Origin of the sequence: Salinispora mooreana, assembly GCF_000379065.1 — a bacterium.
Lineage (GTDB): Bacteria > Actinomycetota > Actinomycetes > Mycobacteriales > Micromonosporaceae > Micromonospora > Micromonospora mooreana.
Genome location: NZ_KB900614.1, coordinates 2717018 through 2733765, shown reverse-complemented (window position 1 = coordinate 2733765; position 16748 = coordinate 2717018). Strand labels below are relative to the sequence as shown.

The window sequence follows — 16748 nt, the reverse complement described above, 5'->3', positions numbered from 1 at the left end:
GTGCTCCCGGTAACGAGGCCCCGGGTGACACCACGATTCGCCTCGCCGCCAGTAACGGGTGGCAGGCGACCGACGTTCAACGGCGTAGTAGTAGACGACACATAGTACTGGCCGTATTATGTGGTGCATGATAGCGGCAGATCGATCGGATGATGCGGCCGAGCGGCAGGCCCAGCTACTGCGTGGCTGCCTGGACATGTGCCTGCTCGCGCTGCTTGCAGCCGAGCCGGCCCACGGCTACGAACTCGTCCGAAGACTGGACACCGCCGGATTCGGCACGGTCAGCTACGGCACCGTCTATCCATTGATCACTCGCCTGCACCGCTTGGGTCTCGTCGCCAATGTGCTGCAACCCAGTTCCAGTGGCCCACCCCGCAAGGTCTATCGCCTCACCGACACCGGCCGCGATCGGCTGCAGGTCTGGCGCGAGCAGTGGGTGCACTTCGCCGACGTGGTGAACACGACCCTCGCCATCCGTTCACCGAAACCAGGAGACGACCATGAGCACGCTGATCCCAGCCGTTGACGGCCTCCTCGCCACCGCCGACCGAGAGTGGCGCACTCTCGGGATCAACCGTCGCGACCGGGTGACGCTCGCGGCTGACCTGCGCGGCGAGCTCGAGGCGGCCGCCGCCGACGGGTTCGATCCGGCGGAGCTGCTCGGCTCTGACCCCACCGAATTCGCCCACCGGATCGCCGAGGAAGCCGGCGTGGAGCGGACCCCGCCCCGGTACGGCCAGATCCTTGGCGCGGCGACCGTAGGCGGGGTGGTCTCCTTCATCCTGGGCTGGGCCCTGGTTCTCGGCCTGCACGATGTGTTCACGACGGCATTCGATCTGTCGCCCGACGTGCACATGCCAACCCTGCTGGGCCCCGCCGTCATGTATGGCAGCGTCGTGGTGGCCGTGGTGGCCGGTGCCATCCTCGCCGTGCGGGTTGCCCAGCGTGACGCGCCCCGGATCCAACACACCGTGGCGCGGATGGCCCTACTCCTGCCGCCGGCGCTCGCGGTGTCCACCGCGGCTGCGGCCGTGGTCGGCTGGGCGCTCGGCTATGCGTTCAACCCACTCGCGATCGGGGTCGAGGTGGCGATTGTCCTGGCGGGCTTTCTCGCCGCAACGGCGCTGGCCCGATATTGGACTGTGACTGCCCCGGGTACCTGAGCCCACGAGTCCGCACCCGGTCGGCAGGAGTCGCGCGCGGCGGGGTGGTGGGGCGCGGTACGAGCCGTGGGGCGACGGGCGAAGGGGCGGCGCCGGCACAATGGCGGGCGTGATGGCTGTTCCGCGACCACCGACCCGGTACGGCTACCGCAGCCTCGGGGCCGAATCCGGCTTCCGGGTCCGGTTGGCGGGTGCCGCCGCCAGCAAGCTTCAAGCCGGCATGTTTTCCTTCGCGCTGCTCTACGCGGTCTCGGCCGGTCGCTCCTATGGTGTCGCCGCGCTGGTGGTCGCGGTCGCCGCGCTCGGCGGTATCGCGGCGCCCCTCCGTGGGCGGCTGCTCGACCGGTTTGGTGACAAGCGGGTCCTGTGGCCCATCCTGGCCGTGCACGTGGGTTCCGTGGCGGCATTGTCGGTCAACGAAGGGCTACACGGGCCGGTACTGGCCACCTTCGGGCCGGCGCTCGTGGCGAACGTGTCGATGCCGCCGGTCGGGGTGCTGTCGCGGGTCATGTGGCGCAGGCTGTCGCAGCCGGAGAATCTGCGGAGCGCGCTGGCGCTCGACGCGGTGCTCACGGATCTCGCCTTCGTCCTCGGACCAGCCCTGGTTGGTCTGCTGACTCTAACCGTGGCGCCGATGGCTGGGTTGGTGGTTTCCAGCGGCTCGAGCGCGCTGGCGACGGTCCTGCTCCTTCGGGCGCAGGCCGGCCGGGAACCAGCCCGGGGAGTCAGCCGGGGTCAGGCCGGGTACACCCACCGGCAGCCGCTGGCGGACATCCACCGGCAGCCGTTGGCGGACATCCACCGGCAGCCGTTGGTGGGCACCCGCCGGGAGTCGGCTGCGGGGGGCGCGAGCCAGGAGTCGGAGCGGGGCACCGGCGGCGCGCGGCACTGGTTCGGGCCGCTTGTGCTGGCGCCCCTGCGCTGGCTGCTGCTCGTCGCCTGCCTCTTCTCCGCGGCGTTGCACGCCGTGCAGATCGCCCTCCCCGCAGTGGCTGGTCGGTCGGCTGGCGCCGCTCTGGTCAGCCTCCTGTCGGCGGGCAGCATCGTCGGTGGACTGGCCGTTGGGGCGCTGCGTAGCAGGTGGGTACCTCGGTTGCCCGTCCTGCTCCTGGGGCTTGCCCTCGCGTGTGTGGCCCTGGCGGTGGCCGGTCGACTGCCGCTGGGGCTGGTGGTGGCTGGGTGTCTCCTGGTCGGTCTCTTCATCGGGCCCACCTTCGTCGCCCTGTACGGCGGTGCGGGGGATCTGGCGCCGTCGGGTACCGAGGCGGAGACGCAGTCCTGGACCGGGGCTGCCATTCAGCTCGGCGCAGCCGTTGGTGCTGCGGCCGGCGCCGCCGCTATCGAGGGTTGGGTGCCGCTGGCCGCGGTCGGGGTGGCTGCCGTGCTGGCCCTGTCCGGAGCTGGGGCAGGCCTTCGGGTGGCCCGCTCGCCACGGCACCGCAGCCGACCGGTCGGCTCAAGCCGGAGTGCACCCACCCCGGAGCTGGCCGAGGCCGACCGTCCTGTGGCTGAGGCCGGCCGTCTCTCCGCGGTGACCAACAACCTCGACGTACGACCGGGCGTTGGTCCTGGCGGTAGAGGTGTTTCTGCCCGCATTGAGGGATAGGCAACCAGTAGCAGCAGCTGTCCTCCTTGCGGTACTTCACTGCGCGGAGGCGTACGCGATGCAGGGGTTCTGTCAGCGGCTGGGTCGGGGTGCCGGAGGGCACCGGGCAGGACGCACTCTCGTCGGGTGGTTCTGCCTTGCGCTGGCGGTGACGGTAACGCAGACGATCGGTGTGTCGCCCGCGTTGGCGCAGCACCAGCCCGGATCGACGGCCGCGTCGCAATTCCTCCTCGCCTGGGGGAGGAACGACAATGGGCAGCTCGGTAACGGAAGCACCACCGGAAGCAACGCGCCGATCGCGGTGAGCCTGCCGCTGGGCGTCACGGTCACCGCTGTCGCCGCCGGTCGCTATCACAGCCTGGCGTTGACCTCGGCCGGCACGGTCCTCGCCTGGGGTGCCAACCACTTTGGTCAGCTCGGGGACGGGACCCTGATCGACCGTGGCGCGCCCGTCGAGGTGAGCCTGCCGTCGGGCACCACGGCTACCGCCATCGCCGCCGGCGGCGTCCACAGCGTGGCACTGACCTCGGCCGGCACCGTCCTCTCCTGGGGCGGCAACGGCTTCGGTCAGCTTGGGGACGGGAGCGTGACCAGGCGTACCACGCCTGTCGAGGCGATCCTGCCGTCCGGTGCCACGGCCACTGCTGTCGCCGCCGCCGAAAACCACAGCCTGGCGGTGACCTCCGCTGGCGCCGCGTTCGGCTGGGGGCTGAACAACCTCGGTCAGCTGGGCGACGGGACCATCATCAATCGGAGCACGCCGGCCAGTGTCGCCCTGCCCTCCGGCACCGAGGTCACTGCCATCGCGGCCGGCCGCGCCCATAGCCTGGCGGTCACCTCCACCGGCACCGCCCTCGCCTGGGGTTACAACAATTTCGGTCAACTCGGGGACGGGACCACCACCAACCGGAGCGCGCCGGTCGGCGTCGCACTGCCCCTCGGCGCCGACGTCGCCGCCGTGGTGGCCGGCCGCATCCACAGTGCCGCCCTGACCTCGGCCGGCACGGCTTTCGCCTGGGGGGACAACAGCGCCGGACAACTCGGAAACGGAAGCACCAGCAGCAGCAACGAACCTCTCGATGTCAGCCTGCCCACGGGCACCACGTTCACCACCATCGCCTCCCGCGACAGCGACCACACCCTGGTGATAGCCACCGACGGCACCGCCCTCGCCTGGGGTGGCAATGTCTTTGGCCAGCTCGGGGATGGAACCATCAACGACTCCAGCACACCGGTGGCCGTTGCCCTGCCCACCGGTATCACCCTGACCGCCACCGCCGTCGGCAGCGACCACAGCCTGGCCCTGCCGGCTCAGCAAGGAAGCTCCGCCACGACCTTGCAGGTCACGCCGTCGGACCTGACCGCGGATCAGGACGTCACGCTCACCGCCACCGTCACCTGCGACCTCGGAGACCCGACCGGCAGCGTCACGTTCCGTACCAACGGCACCGATCTCGCCACCGTGTCGACTGACACCACCAACATCGCCACCCACACCACCCGGCTCCCCGCCGGTGCCAACACCCTCAGCGCCGAGTACACCAGCACCACCACCGTCTGCCCCAGCAGTCAGTCCGCGGCCACCACCGTCACCGTCACCGATTCGACCAGCCCCACCGACCCGACCGATCCGAGTGATCCCACCGATCCGACTGACCCTGATCTGCCCATCACCGGGGCCAGCCTGCCCAGCCTGCTCGGCGCCGCCGTCCTGCTCATCCTTGTCGGGGCCAGCTTCATCTACCTCACCCGCCGCCACCGGTCGACCCACCACTGAGGTAGCCAGGTAGCGGCATCAGGCAACATTGCGGCCCATGGACCTTCTCGTGGTGGGCGGTAGCGGGCTGCTGGGCCGAGAGCTCGTCCGCCAGGCGCGGCGAACCGGCGGTCAGGTGGCGGCGACCTTCCACCGTCAGGCGGCGGCGGTAGCGGGGGTGGACTGGCGAAGGCTCGACATCCGACGCCGCGACGAGGTCGTCGCCCTGGTGCACCAGCTTCGGCCTGCGGCGATCATCAATGTTGCCTACCAACAGGATGACTGGGTCACCACCGCCGACGGCGGCATGCACGTGGCTGCCGCCGCGGCCGCCAACGGGGCCCGTCTGGTGCAGGTCTCCAGTGATGCGGTCTTCTCCGGCGCGGCGGAACGCTACGACGAGACGGCCAGCCCCGACCCGATCAGCCCGTACGGTGCGGCCAAGGCCGCGGTGGAGACGGCGACCAGGGGCCTCGATCCGAGTGCCGTCATCGCTCGTACCTCGTTGATCATTGGAGCTGGTGGTAGCTCTTCCACGGAGAGGTTGGTGCACGCCCTCGCCGCCGACCCCACCCGTGGTGTCCTCTTCACCGACGACCTGCGCTGCCCGATCCACGTCACGGACCTGGCCGCGGCGCTTCTGGAGCTGGCCGATTCCGGGTACGCCGGAATTCACCACGTCGCTGGCGCCGATGCGCTCAGCCGCTACGAACTCGGCCGGCTCATCGCCCGCCGCGATGGGCTCGACGACACGGTCCTGCCCGCTGGCCGGCGGGCCGACACCACCGTTCCTGGTCCGGTCCGGGTCCGTCTCGACTGCACCGAGACCCAGTCGAAACTGACCACCCAGCTCCGCGGTGCCCGTACGTTCCTGGCCTCTACCGCTGCCTAACCGGTGGCGGTGGCGGCGAACAACAGCCGGCCGCACCTGCTGTCACCGTCGTGCGGTGGCGCGTGAGCTGATGCTCCGGGCGGGCGAGCTGGTTTCGGCCGGTGGACACCGGTGGGCTGGTAGTGCGATCGGTGCATCGACCAGGGCCATGGTGGCTGGCGTTTCTGCGCGTCGATTCGACAATAGGTCACTAATAATGGCTTCTGTCCTATTAGTGGAGGAACGTGCGCTCGGAGGTGGGTGTGATGCAGGGATTCTGCCAGCGGCGTGGCCGGGGCGGCGGGGCGCAGCCGGTGCGACGTGCGGTCGCCGGTTGGTTCGCCCTCGCGCTGGCAGTGGCGTTCTCGCCGATGGTCGGCGGATCGTCCGCGTCCGCGCGCCACCAACCGGGATCGGCGCACCACCAACCCACATCGACCTCCGCCATCTCAGACACGATCTTCGCCTGGGGTGGGAACGCCGGGGGTCAGCTCGGCGACGGGACCACGGACAACAGCAGCGAGCCGCTCGCGGTGCGCCTGCCGGCTAACACCACGGTCGCCGCCGTCGCTGCCGGCGAACGCCACAGTCTGGCGTTGACCTCCGCTGGCACCCTCCTCGCCTGGGGCAGCAACCACGACGGTCAGCTCGGTAACGGGACCACCGTGAGCAGCGGCGAGCCCGTCCCGGTGCGCCTGCCCGCGGGTGTCCGGGTCGTCGCCGTCGCCGTCGGCGCCAACCACAGCGTGGCGTTGACCTCCACCGGATCCCTCCTCGCCTGGGGTGCCAACGACTCCGGCCAGCTCGGCAACGGCACGGTTACCAGCAGTAGTACGCCCATCGCGGTACACCTGCCATCGGGGACCGTGGTCGCCGCCCTCGCCGCGGGCCGCGACCACAATCTGGTCCTGACCGCGACCGGGCCAGCGGCCCTGCTCGCCTGGGGGGCAAACAGCGAAGGCCAGCTGGGTGACGGAACCGTCTTCGGCCGCAGCACCCCGGTCGCCGTTGCGCTGCCACCCGGCCCCATCGTCACCGCCATCGCCGGCGGCGGCGACCACAGCCTGGCGTTGACCGCCGACGGCGCCGCCCTGGCCTGGGGCAGCAATTCTCGCGGCCAACTCGGCGACGGCACCACCACGGACAGCCTCGTACCCGTCACCGCCGTCCTGCCCGCCGGCACCGAGGCCACCGCGGTCGCCGCCGGCCGTATGCACAGCGCGGTGCTGACCTCCGACGGAACCGCTCTCGCCTGGGGCAGCAACCAGCGGGGGCAACTGGGGAACAGCGACACCGCCGACAGCAGCGAACCGGTCTCGGTCAGTCTTCCCGTCGGCACCCGGCTCACCGCCATCGCCAGTCGCGACAGCGACCACAATGTGGCGATAGCCACCGACGGCACCGCCCTGGCCTGGGGCGTCAACTCGCAGGGGCACTTGGGGGACGGGACCACCACCGACAGCGCCACCCCCGTGGCGGTCAGTCTGCCCACCGGCACCACCCTGGACACGATCGCCGTCGGCAACGACCACAATCTCGCCCTGCCCACGCTCCAGGCGGCCTCCGCCACGGCGCTGCGGGTCTCGCCGCCGGACCCGACCGCGGATCAGGATGTCACCCTCACCGCCACCGTCACCTGCAACGCCGGAGATCCGACCGGCAGCGTCACGTTCCGCACCAACGACACCGACCTCGCCACCGTGCCGCTGGACAGCACCAACACCGCCATCCACACCGCCCGGCTCCCCGCCGGTGCCAACACCCTCACCGCCGACTACACCAGCTCCACCGGCGTCTGCCCCAACAGTCAGTCCGAGGGCACCACCGTCACCATTGACGAACCCCCCGAACTGCCCACCACCGGACCCAACCTGCCCACCCTGCTCGGTGCGGCCGCCCTGCTGATCCTCGGCGGCGCCACCCTGCTCCACCGCACCCGTCAGCGTCGGCCAGCACGTCACCCGTACTGACGCCCCGGCCCCTTCCGGCGGGGCGGGGTCGCGGGGAGTTCGGTCGGGACAGCCACCAGCTTCCGGACGACCTGAGTTCAGCCGCTGCTCCCGGTGGTGCGGAGAACGTCGGGGAGGTGGGTTTACCGGTGCCCTCGCCCGGGTACCCCGGCGCGGGAATTGCGTCAACTCGGCAAGAACCGGGCGGTGAGCGTGGTGGGGAGAGTAGGGCAGAGGTGGGCCCAACGGCGGCGGGAGCGGCGGCCGTGAGTGACGTCCTGCTGCCCCACCCTGTCGTACGCGCACCCGGGCCGGCACCGGAGGTCGACCTGGCGGCGCTCGTCGCGGACCTTCGGGCGGAGGTGGACGGGGAGATCCGGTTCGATGTCGGTTCCCGGGCCGCCTACTCCACCGACTCCTCCAACTACCGGCAGGTGCCGCTCGGGGTGGTGCTGCCCCGGACGATCGAGGCGGGGGTGGCGGCGGTCGCGGTGTGCTGTCGGCACCAGGCGCCGCTGGTCTCCCGGGGTGGTGGTACCAGCCTGGCCGGGCAGTGCACCAACACCGCCGTCGTGCTGGACTGGTCGAAGTACTGCCACCTCCTGCTGGAGGTAGATCCGCAGGCGCGGACCTGCCTGGTGGAGCCCGGCATCGTCCTGGACTCGCTCAACGCCCAGCTCGCGTCGACCGGGTTGGAGTACGGCCCCCGCCCGGCTACCCACAGCCGTTGCACCCTGGGCGGGATGCTCGGCAACAACTCCTGCGGAGCCACCGCCCAGCGGACCGGCAAGGTGGTCGACAACATCGTCGAGCTGGAGGTCCTGCTCTACGACGGCACGCGGATCTGGGTCGGTGAGACCACCGACGAGCAGTACGCCGAGATCCAGCTCCGCGGCGGTCGGCCGGCCGAGATCTACCGGCAGCTGCGGGCGCTGCGCGAGGAGTACCTGGCCGACATCCGTACCCGCTATCCGCACATTCCGCGCCGGGTCTCCGGGTACAACCTCGACAGCCTCCTGCCGGAGAAGGGCTTCCACCTCGCGCAGGCCCTGGTCGGCTCCGAGGGCACGCTGGTCACCATTCTCCGGGCGCGGCTGCGGCTGGTGCCCGTGGTCAAGGCGTCCGCCCTGGTCTTTGTCAACTATCCGGACATCGCCGCGGCGGGTGACGATGTCATGCGGGTGCTGGCGCACCGACCGGTCACGCTGGAGGGCATCGACCACCGGCTGGTCGCGGACGAGCGGCGCACACGCCAGCAGTCCGCGGGGCTCCGGGAGATCCCCGAGGGCGGCGCCTGGTTGATGATCCAGATGGGCGGGGAGACGCCAGGGCAGGCGCGTGCCGCCGCCAGCCGGTTGATCGCCGCCGTCCGCGACGGCGGCGCGGGGACCGTGCACGAGTTCACCGACCCGACCCACGAAGCGCAGATGTGGCAGGTCCGGGAGTCATCCCTGGGGGCGACGGCACAGGTACGCGGCGCCGAGCGCACCTGGCCGGGCTGGGAGGACTCGGCGGTCGCCCCGGAGAAGCTCGGCGACTACCTGCGGGATCTGCGCCGGCTCCTCGACGAGTACGGCCTTGGCCAGGCTTCGCTGTACGGCCACTTCGGGCAGGGATGTGTGCACACCCGCATTCCGTTCGAGCTGAACACCGCCGACGGGGTGCGCCGGTTCCGCTCCTTTCTGGAGCGGGCGGCTGACCTGGTCGTCTCCTACGGCGGATCTCTCTCCGGCGAGCACGGGGATGGCCAGGCCCGGGGCGAGCTGCTGCCGAGGATGTACGGTGGCCGCCTCATGCGTGCGTTCGGCCAGCTCAAGGCGATCTTTGACCCGGACGACCGGATGAATCCGGGTAAGACGGTCTCACCCTATCCGCTCGACAGCCACCTGCGGTTGGGCGTCAACTATGACCACGGCCCGGTGCGGACCACCTTCGCCTACCCCGACGACCAGGGTAGCTTCGCCAACGCCGTGCTTCGCTGTGTCGGAGTGGGCAAGTGCCGCCGGCACGACGGTGACGTGATGTGTCCGTCCTACATGGTGACCCGGGAGGAGGAGCACTCCACGCGGGGTCGCGCGCGGCTGCTCTTCGAGATGCTCGACGGCGGCGCCCGGGGCGGCAGCATCGACGACGGGTGGCGCTCCACCGCCGTCCGGGACGCCCTCGACCTCTGCCTGGCCTGCAAGGGCTGCAAGGCCGACTGTCCGGTGAACGTGGACATGGCGACCTACAAGGCGGAGTTCCTGTCCCACCACTACGCCGGTCGGCCCCGTCCTCGCGCGCACTACTCGATGGGGTGGCTGCCGGTGCTGGCAGCGGTCGCCGGAGTCGCACCCGGGGTGGTGAACGCCCTCACCCAGGCACCCGGTCTGGGCCGGCTCGCCAAGGTCGCGGGCGGCATCGACCAGCGGCGCGCCATGCCGACCTTCGCCGCCCAGAGCTTCCAGCGGTGGTTCGCCAACCGGTCCCCGGCTGGGGACGGCCACCGCGGCGAGGTTCTGCTCTGGCCGGACACCTTCACCAACCGGTTTCATCCCGGGGTGGCCCAGGCCGCCGTCGAGGTGCTGGAGTCCGCCGGCTGGCGGGTCCGGGTTCCGGAGGAGCCGGTCTGCTGCGGGTTGACCTGGGTCTCCACCGGTCAGCTCGGTGTCGCCAAGCGGGTGCTGCGGCGTACTGTTGCGGTCCTTCGGCCGCACCTGCGGGCGGGCACCCGGGTGGTTGGTCTGGAGCCGAGCTGTACGGCCGTGTTCCGCAGCGACGCCCACGAACTCTTCCCGGACGACGAGGACATCACCCGCCTCCGCCAGCAGACGGTCACCCTGGCCGAGCTACTTCATGAGCACAGCCCCGGCTGGCAGCCGCCGCGGCTGCCGGCACACGCGCTGATCCAGACCCACTGCCACCAGCACGCCGTCCTGGGTACCGCCGCTGATCAGGCGGTGCTCACCAGCGCCGGGGTGCGAGCCGACGTTCTGGATTCGGGCTGTTGTGGTCTGGCCGGCAACTTCGGCTTCGAGCGGGGGCACTACGAGGTCTCCACGGCGTGTGCCGAGCGGGCGCTCCTGCCCGCTGTTCGGGACGCTGCCGAGACCGATGTGCTGCTCGCTGACGGGTTCAGTTGCCGCACCCAGGTCGAGCAGAGCGCCGCTGGTGGTCGCTCGGCGATTCACCTGGCCGAGCTGCTGCGGGCCGGGTTGCGCGGCGAGTCGGTGCGGTCCCGGCCGGAACAGCGGTGGGGGAGCCGGCCACCGCCGCCGTCCCGGCGAGCCCGGCTGGCCGCGGTCGGGTTGGTCGGCCTGGCCGCGCTCGCCCCGGTGGTCGCCCTGGCCGGGGCGAAGGCGCGGTGGCGGGGCAGGCCAGGGTCGCGGCGGCTGTGGTGAGGGTGGGTCCGGCACCAGAGGGAGGGGCGAGACGATGGCAGCGAGACGGGCGTCGATCCCGACCGCGGGCGTGGGGGAGCTGACTGCGACGGCCGCGGTGGGGGAGCTGACGCGGTTGGTCTGGGGCGGGCTGCTCCTGGCCGCGCCCGGTCGGGTGTTGCGGGCGATGGGCGGCCACCCGGGCTCGACCCCGTCGGCGATCCTGCGGGTGCTCGGAGTCCGGCATCTGGTGCAGGCTGCGGTACTGCTCCGCTGGCCGACGCCGGAGGCGTTCCGGCTCGGTGCGGTCGCCGACGGGCTGCACGCGTTGACCGCGGTGGCGCTCATCGCTGACCGGCGACGGCGCCGCCTCGCGGTGACTGACGCCGCCATCGCCACCGGCTGGACCGTCCACGACGGTGTCGCCGCGAGTCGGGCGGGCGCCCGCGGCCGCCGGTGAAGCGGGCGGGGCGGCCTAGTCGGCGCAGGGAGCGGCGTGCCCGAGGCGTACGGCGGTTTCGAGCATCAGCGCGTGCACGAAGGCCTGCGGTAGGTTGCCCCGCAGCTGCCGCTGCGCCACGTCGAACTCCTCGGTGAAGAGTCCCGGTGGGCCGCACCCCGCCCGGTTGCGTTCGAACCACCGGTTCGCGGCGACGGCGTCGCCGGCCTGCCACTCGGCGAGCGCCGCGGCGAAACCGCAGAGCAGGAAGGCCCCTTCGGCGTCCCCCAGCGGCCGGCGGTCGGGTCGAAACCGGTACAGGTAGCCGTCCTGCTGGAGCTCGTTCAGGACGGCCCGACGGGTCGCCTCGGTCCGGGGATCCCCCTCGGGGAGAGCGCCGCGGATTCCCGGCAGCAGCAACGCCGAGTCAACCCGGGGATCGTCGTAGGCACGCTGCCAGCGTCCGGAGGGGTGCAGGCCGTGCGCGGTGGTCTCGGCGAGGATCGTGTCGGCGAGGGAGGCCCACCGGCCGGCCAGTCCGCCCGGCGCGACCCGGGCCGCCGCGCGCAGCCCGGCCACACAGGTCAGCTTCGAGTGCGTCCACTGCCGGGCCGGAAGTTCCCAGATGCCCGAGTCGGGCGACCGCCAGCACTTCTCGATGGCCTCGGCGGCGACGGTCAGCGCCTGCCAGGAGGTGGCCTCCAGGCGTCCCCGGTCGGCGGCGGTCGCCAGGACCATCAGTACGTCGCCGTAGGCGTCCAGCTGGAACTGCCCTCGGACCCAGTTACCGGTCCGGGACGTGGCTCCCGGATAGCCGGGCAGAAACGTCAGCTCCTCTTCCGGCGGTACGGGGTCGCCGTCAACGGTGTAGGCGGGAGCGAGCCGATCGCCCTCAGCGAGGACCCGGTCGGTGAGGAACCGCACCGCATCGTCGAGGAGGTCGTGCCGACCGATCAGGGCGCCGGCCTGCCCGGCGAATGACTGGTCGCGGATCCAGGCGTACCGGTAGTCGTAGTTGCGGCCGGCGAGCGCCCGCTCCGGCAGCCCCGTGGTCACCGCGGCGACCATCCCACCGCCGGGCCGGGTCAGCCCACGTAGCACGGTGTAGGCGAAGACCGCGTCTCGTCCCGCGGTGCCGTGGGTCAGCGGTTGCAGCACGTTCCGCCAGGATGTTTCCGTGATCCGCCACAGCTCGGCGGGGTCGGGCGGCGCCTCCTCGAGTGGCTGGGTGGAGATCTCCAACACCAGATCAATCCGCCCCCCGGCGGGCACCCGCAGTTCGCCGCCGAGCGTCCCCTCGGCGTCGGATTCGAGGGGCTGGTCGCAGTGGTGTCGCAGGTACAGGTCGCCGGTGCGGGCGTGCCACAGCCGACCGTCCTGCCGTATTTGGTGGATCCGCGCTCGACCGAAGTCCGCCCGGGGGTCGAGCCGCACCCGGACCGCCGCGTCCTGGTCCAGGGCGTGGACCTGGCGGAGCAGGACCACCCGTCGCTGGTCGCCGGGGAACGCCAGGGCCTCCCGGGTGACGATGATGCCGTCGGTGGTCACCCACCTGTTGATCCAGATCAGCGATTCGGGCTCGTACTGGCCACCCCAGACAAAGCGCGGGTTCGTCGGGGTCACCAGGTAGCTGCCCCGGCCGCCGAGCAGGCTGCTGAACAGCGGTGGGTCGGCCCACCCGGGGGCGCAGAGCCAGACGATGTTTCCGTCCGGGCCGACCAACGCCGCCCGTTGGCCGTCGGCGAGCAGGGCGTACTCCCGGAGCACGGTCGGTGAATGCTGGTGCGGCGCCTCGGCTCGACCGGTCCGTTCGTTGCGGGCCACGGCAGCACCTCCCCGTCCCCGGTACCCGTTCGGCGGCGCCCCACACCCGCGGTCGCCGACGTCCGCGGTGCCCACACCCCGCCCGCCGAGTATCTCGACCGGGGCCGGGTAGACAGCGTGCTGACCCGAGTAGAACCGGAGCAGGTCAACCCGTTACGGGAGGTGGCGCGGATGGGGCGCGGGCTACGGGATATTCAGGTGGCGGTGGTCACGGGTGCCAGCGGCGGGGTCGGGCGGGCCACCGTACGGCAGCTGGCGCGGCCGGGGATCACGATCGCCCTGTTGGCCCGCGGTCGTGCCGGTCTCGACGCCGCGGCCGAAGATGTCCGCGCCGCTGGCGGCCACGCCGTGCCGATCGAGGTCGACATGGCCGACTACCACCAGGTCGCCGCCGCCGGCCAGCGGGTCGAGGACGAACTGGGGCCGATCGACGTGTGGATCAATGTGGCGTTCAGTTCGGTCTTCGCGCCCTTCCAGCAGATTCGGCCCGAGGAGTTCCGCCGGACCACCGAGGTCGCCTACCTCGGCTACGTCTATGGCACCCGGGTGGCCCTGGATCACATGGTCCCGCGGGACCGGGGTGCCATCGTGCAGGTCGGATCGGCGCTGGCGTACCGGGGAATTCCCCTGCAGGCCGCCTACTGTGGGGCCAAGCACGCCATCGTCGGGTTCACCGAGTCGCTCCGTTGTGAGTTGCTGCACGACAAGAGCAACGTCAAGGTCACCATGGTGCACCTACCGGCGATGAACACCCCACAGTTCTCGTGGCTGCTGTCCCGGCTGCCGCGGCACGCCCAGCCGGTGCCGCCCATCTACGAGCCGGAGGTCGCTGCCCGCTCCATCGTCGCCGCTGCTGCCCGGCCGCAGCGGCGAGCGTACTGGGTGGGGACGCCCACCGTCCTGACCGTTCTCGGGAACCGGCTGGTGCCGGGGCTGCTGGATCGCTACCTGGGCCGGACGGGGTACGACTCGCAGCAGACCGACCAGCCGGTCGGCCCGGATCAGCCGGTGAACCTGTGGCAGCCGGCGGATGGGCCCGGCGGCCACGACTTCGGCGCGCACGGCGCGTTCACCGATCGGTCGCTGCGGCACAGCCCACAGGCGTGGCTGTCCCGGCACCGGATGGTGTCGGTGGCGGGGGCGGCAGGGCTGCTCGTCGGCCTGCTCGCCTGGCGTCGTACCTGAGCGGCCGGCCGGGTCAGCGCCGACGGCCGTAGCCGCCTGTGGCGCTGACCCGACCCGGGCCGTCGGGTCCCGGTTAGCGGACCGGGGCGAGGCCGCGGGCGGTGCGGTGGCCCTCGTCGGTCGCCCGGTCCGGGGTGACGATCGCGGTGGGTTCGGTCTGCCGGGCCTGCACCCACTCCCGGTGGAACGCGCTCCCCGGCGCGACCTCCGCCCGCCGTGCGGGCTCCTGGAGCGGGTTGATCGGCGCCACCAGCGCTGGTCGAGCCAGGGCCGCCGGGTGGGCCGCGGTGTCGCGGGCGAACTCGGCCAGGGCGAGCGCGGCCGGCTTCGGCCGGTGGTCCACGGTGAACAGACCCAGATCGTATTCCCGGTCCGGGAAGTCGGCGAGGCGACGATCGATGTCGTGCGAGGACCACCAGGTGACGCCCCACAGCGCCGGGTTGCTGGCCACCGTCGCCAGGGTGCGCGCGACGAATTCACCGGCCTGCTCCGCCGGTACGTCCGGCCGGGGCACCCCGACCTCCTGCAGCCACACCGGGCGGGTCGGGTCGGGGGCGCTCGAGGCGGCGAGCTCCAGCAGGTAGTCGGCGTGTGAGGTGGTGGCCGGCCCGAGCGGCCCATCGATGAGCGAGGTGCCGTTGAACACCCAGGAGTGCACCGTGGTCAGATCGCCCAGCTCGACCGCCTCGGCGGGGTGGAAGGGGTGATCGGGGGCGTACCACGCGTCGTCGAAGACGGAGTGCAGGTGGAGCGCGTCGGGCGCTGCGGCGCGGACCACCTCGAGTAGCTCCGCCGCCCACTCGTGGGAGGCATCGGGGGTGGTGGGGTTGGCGGGCCAGAGGTTGTTGACCTCGTTGCCGAGGGTGATGGCGAAGACGTTGGGGCGCGTCGCGACCTCGGTGCTGAGTCGCCGGACGTACTCGCTGATGCCGTCGCGTGCCGTCCGGTCGGTGAAGATGCTGCTCTGGTGCCAGGTAAGCACCCAGGAGGGCAGGAAGTCGAAGCTGGACAGATGCCCCTGGAGCAGGTCGACCGAGACCCCGAGGTCGAACTCCGCCGCTACGTCGATCAACGAGAGCAGGTCGTCGATTGGTCGTTGGCGCAGGAGCGCGCGGTTGGGTTGGATCCATGGCCAGATCGGGAAGACGCGTACGTGGTCCAGGCCGATACTCGCCAGGTCCTCGAGGTCGCGGCGGGCCGCGTCAGCCGAGAAGTCGAGCCAGCTGTAGAACCAGCCGTCGGACGGTACGTAGTTGGCGCCGAGGCGGAACCTTCGGTGGGGCAGCGTACGGGCATTGGTGATCAAAGGGTCCTCCATGTGGATAGCCAGGCGCAGGGGGGATGCTTAACCGATTTATTCGACACCCTGAGTATTGCTCGACACGCGAGTATCGACACCCGAGTCCTAGCTGCGGGTCGGTGAGGTGCTCTCCCGCGCGATCAGCCGTGGCGTCTCGGTCTTGTGGTTCTTCGTCTTCGTGGGGTCGGCCAGGACCGCCATCATGGCCTGGGCCGCCTGCACGCCGAAGCGGTAGGTGTCGCGGGACAGCGCGGTGAGGGAGGGGTGGGTGAGCTGGGCCAACACCGAGTCGTCGAAGGAGATGATCGATAGGTCGTGTGGGACGGCGACCCCCATCTCCAGCGCGACGCCCAGCCCGGCGACCGCCATCAGGTCGCTGTCGTAGATGATCGCCGTTGGGCGGCCGGCCCCGGCGAGCAGCTTACGAGTGGCTGCCGCGCCCTGGGCGTCGCTGAAGTCGGTGTGCAGTGACCGGGCGCGGGGGAGCGTCAGCCGGGTGGCGGCGTCCCGCAACGCCCGGGAGCGGCGCTGGGTGTGCTGAAACTCGGGTAGCCCCGACACGTGGGCGATCCGGGTGTGGCCGAGTACAGCGAGGTACTCCACCGCCGAGAGCATCGCCGCCCGGTCGTCGGCCCAGACCGAGGAGACGCGTCCGTGTCGGCCCGGCCCGCCGACCACGACGGCCGGGATCTTGAGCTGCTCCACCACGGCGATGCGTGGGTCACGAACCTTCAGGTCGATCAGCATTAGGCCGTCCACCCGGCGTTCGGAGACCCAGCTCCGGTAGATCTCGATCTCCGCTCGGGTGTCCTCGACGATCATCAGGTGCAGCGCGATCGACTGACTGGAGAACTCCGCCTGGAGACCGGAGAGGAGGCGAGCGAAGAAGGGCTCCACCCCGAGGGTCCGCGCGGGGCGCGCGATCACCAGCCCGACGGCGTCGGCTCGGGCTCCGCCGAGGGCCCGCGCCGCACTGTGTGGGCGCCAGTTGATCTCCTCGGCCACCCGGAGGATGCGGGCCCGGGTGGCCTCGCTGACGCCGGGCCGGCCGTTGAGCGCGAACGAGACGGCGCCCTTGGAGACCCCGGCCTGCCGGGCGATGTCGGCGATTGTCGGTCGCTGCATCTGGCGACGCTCTCCCTCCACGCGGCTACCGAGAAGCGACGGTCGGTAGGCCGCTCTTGACACGTGATTCTAACCGGGGGGATAGTCCGTTCACTAGACCGGTTTATCATTGCCGGCGGATCGCCTGTGAGCACCGGACACGCCCGATCCGACGGGGTGGCCGGCTGACTA

General features: G+C 71.3%; 12 protein-coding genes. 9 read left to right on the top strand and 3 right to left on the bottom strand.

Annotation, left to right across the window (positions count from 1 at the left end; translation table 11 throughout):
• Positions 1-127: 127 nt before the first annotated feature.
• The 8 genes from SALPAC6_RS0112850 (at position 128) to SALPAC6_RS0112815 (ending at position 11164) form a co-directional block, all read left to right on the top strand.
• Complete coding sequence (locus SALPAC6_RS0112850) at positions 128-526, top strand: PadR family transcriptional regulator (RefSeq protein ID WP_018253820.1); 399 nt, start codon at positions 128-130, stop codon at positions 524-526.
• Positions 501-1163, top strand: coding sequence for a hypothetical protein (locus SALPAC6_RS25855; protein WP_018253819.1), 663 nt, complete (start codon positions 501-503; stop codon positions 1161-1163). The genes SALPAC6_RS0112850 and SALPAC6_RS25855 overlap by 26 nt, the downstream gene beginning before the upstream one ends.
• Positions 1164-1263: 100 nt before the next feature.
• The gene (locus SALPAC6_RS0112840; RefSeq protein WP_018253818.1) at positions 1264-2769 is read left to right on the top strand and encodes an MFS transporter; all 1506 of its coding nucleotides are present in this window, start codon (positions 1264-1266) and stop codon (positions 2767-2769) included.
• Positions 2770-2827: 58 nt separating this feature from the next.
• Positions 2828-4546, top strand: a complete 1719-nt coding sequence (locus SALPAC6_RS0112835) for an RCC1 domain-containing protein (protein WP_018253817.1) — start codon at positions 2828-2830, stop codon at positions 4544-4546.
• 37 nt (positions 4547-4583) lie between these two features.
• Positions 4584-5417 (top strand): SDR family oxidoreductase, encoded by an 834-nt coding sequence (locus tag SALPAC6_RS0112830; RefSeq protein WP_018253816.1) that lies wholly within the window; start codon positions 4584-4586, stop codon positions 5415-5417.
• A gap of 245 nt (positions 5418-5662) precedes the next feature.
• Positions 5663-7366 (top strand): RCC1 domain-containing protein, encoded by a 1704-nt coding sequence (locus tag SALPAC6_RS0112825; RefSeq protein WP_026189625.1) that lies wholly within the window; start codon positions 5663-5665, stop codon positions 7364-7366.
• 245 nt (positions 7367-7611) lie between these two features.
• On the top strand, positions 7612-10725 hold the full coding sequence (locus tag SALPAC6_RS0112820) for an FAD-binding and (Fe-S)-binding domain-containing protein (RefSeq protein ID WP_018253814.1): 3114 nt from the start codon (positions 7612-7614) through the stop codon (positions 10723-10725).
• 34 nt (positions 10726-10759) lie between these two features.
• Complete coding sequence (locus SALPAC6_RS0112815; RefSeq protein WP_018253813.1) at positions 10760-11164, top strand: hypothetical protein; 405 nt, start codon at positions 10760-10762, stop codon at positions 11162-11164.
• 15 nt (positions 11165-11179) lie between these two features.
• Here SALPAC6_RS0112815 and SALPAC6_RS0112810 read toward each other — a convergent pair whose 3' ends face one another.
• Positions 11180-12967 (bottom strand): glycoside hydrolase family 15 protein, encoded by a 1788-nt coding sequence (locus SALPAC6_RS0112810; RefSeq protein ID WP_026189624.1) that lies wholly within the window; start codon positions 12965-12967, stop codon positions 11180-11182.
• A gap of 171 nt (positions 12968-13138) precedes the next feature.
• On the opposite strand from SALPAC6_RS0112810, the gene SALPAC6_RS0112805 reads away from it, so the two are divergent.
• Positions 13139-14152: an SDR family oxidoreductase gene (locus tag SALPAC6_RS0112805; RefSeq protein WP_026189623.1), complete on the top strand. Its 1014-nt coding sequence runs from the start codon at positions 13139-13141 to the stop codon at positions 14150-14152.
• Positions 14153-14225: 73 nt separating this feature from the next.
• Here the strand turns inward: SALPAC6_RS0112805 and SALPAC6_RS0112800 are convergent, their stop codons facing one another.
• Together SALPAC6_RS0112800 and SALPAC6_RS0112795 are read right to left on the bottom strand one after the other, a co-directional pair.
• Positions 14226-15458 carry a glycoside hydrolase 5 family protein gene (locus tag SALPAC6_RS0112800; protein WP_026189622.1) on the bottom strand — a complete coding sequence of 411 codons (1233 nt, stop codon included), beginning with the start codon at positions 15456-15458 and terminating at the stop codon, positions 14226-14228.
• Between the two features lie 99 nt (positions 15459-15557).
• Positions 15558-16577 (bottom strand): LacI family DNA-binding transcriptional regulator, encoded by a 1020-nt coding sequence (locus tag SALPAC6_RS0112795; protein ID WP_018253809.1) that lies wholly within the window; start codon positions 16575-16577, stop codon positions 15558-15560.
• Positions 16578-16748 lie beyond the last annotated feature (171 nt).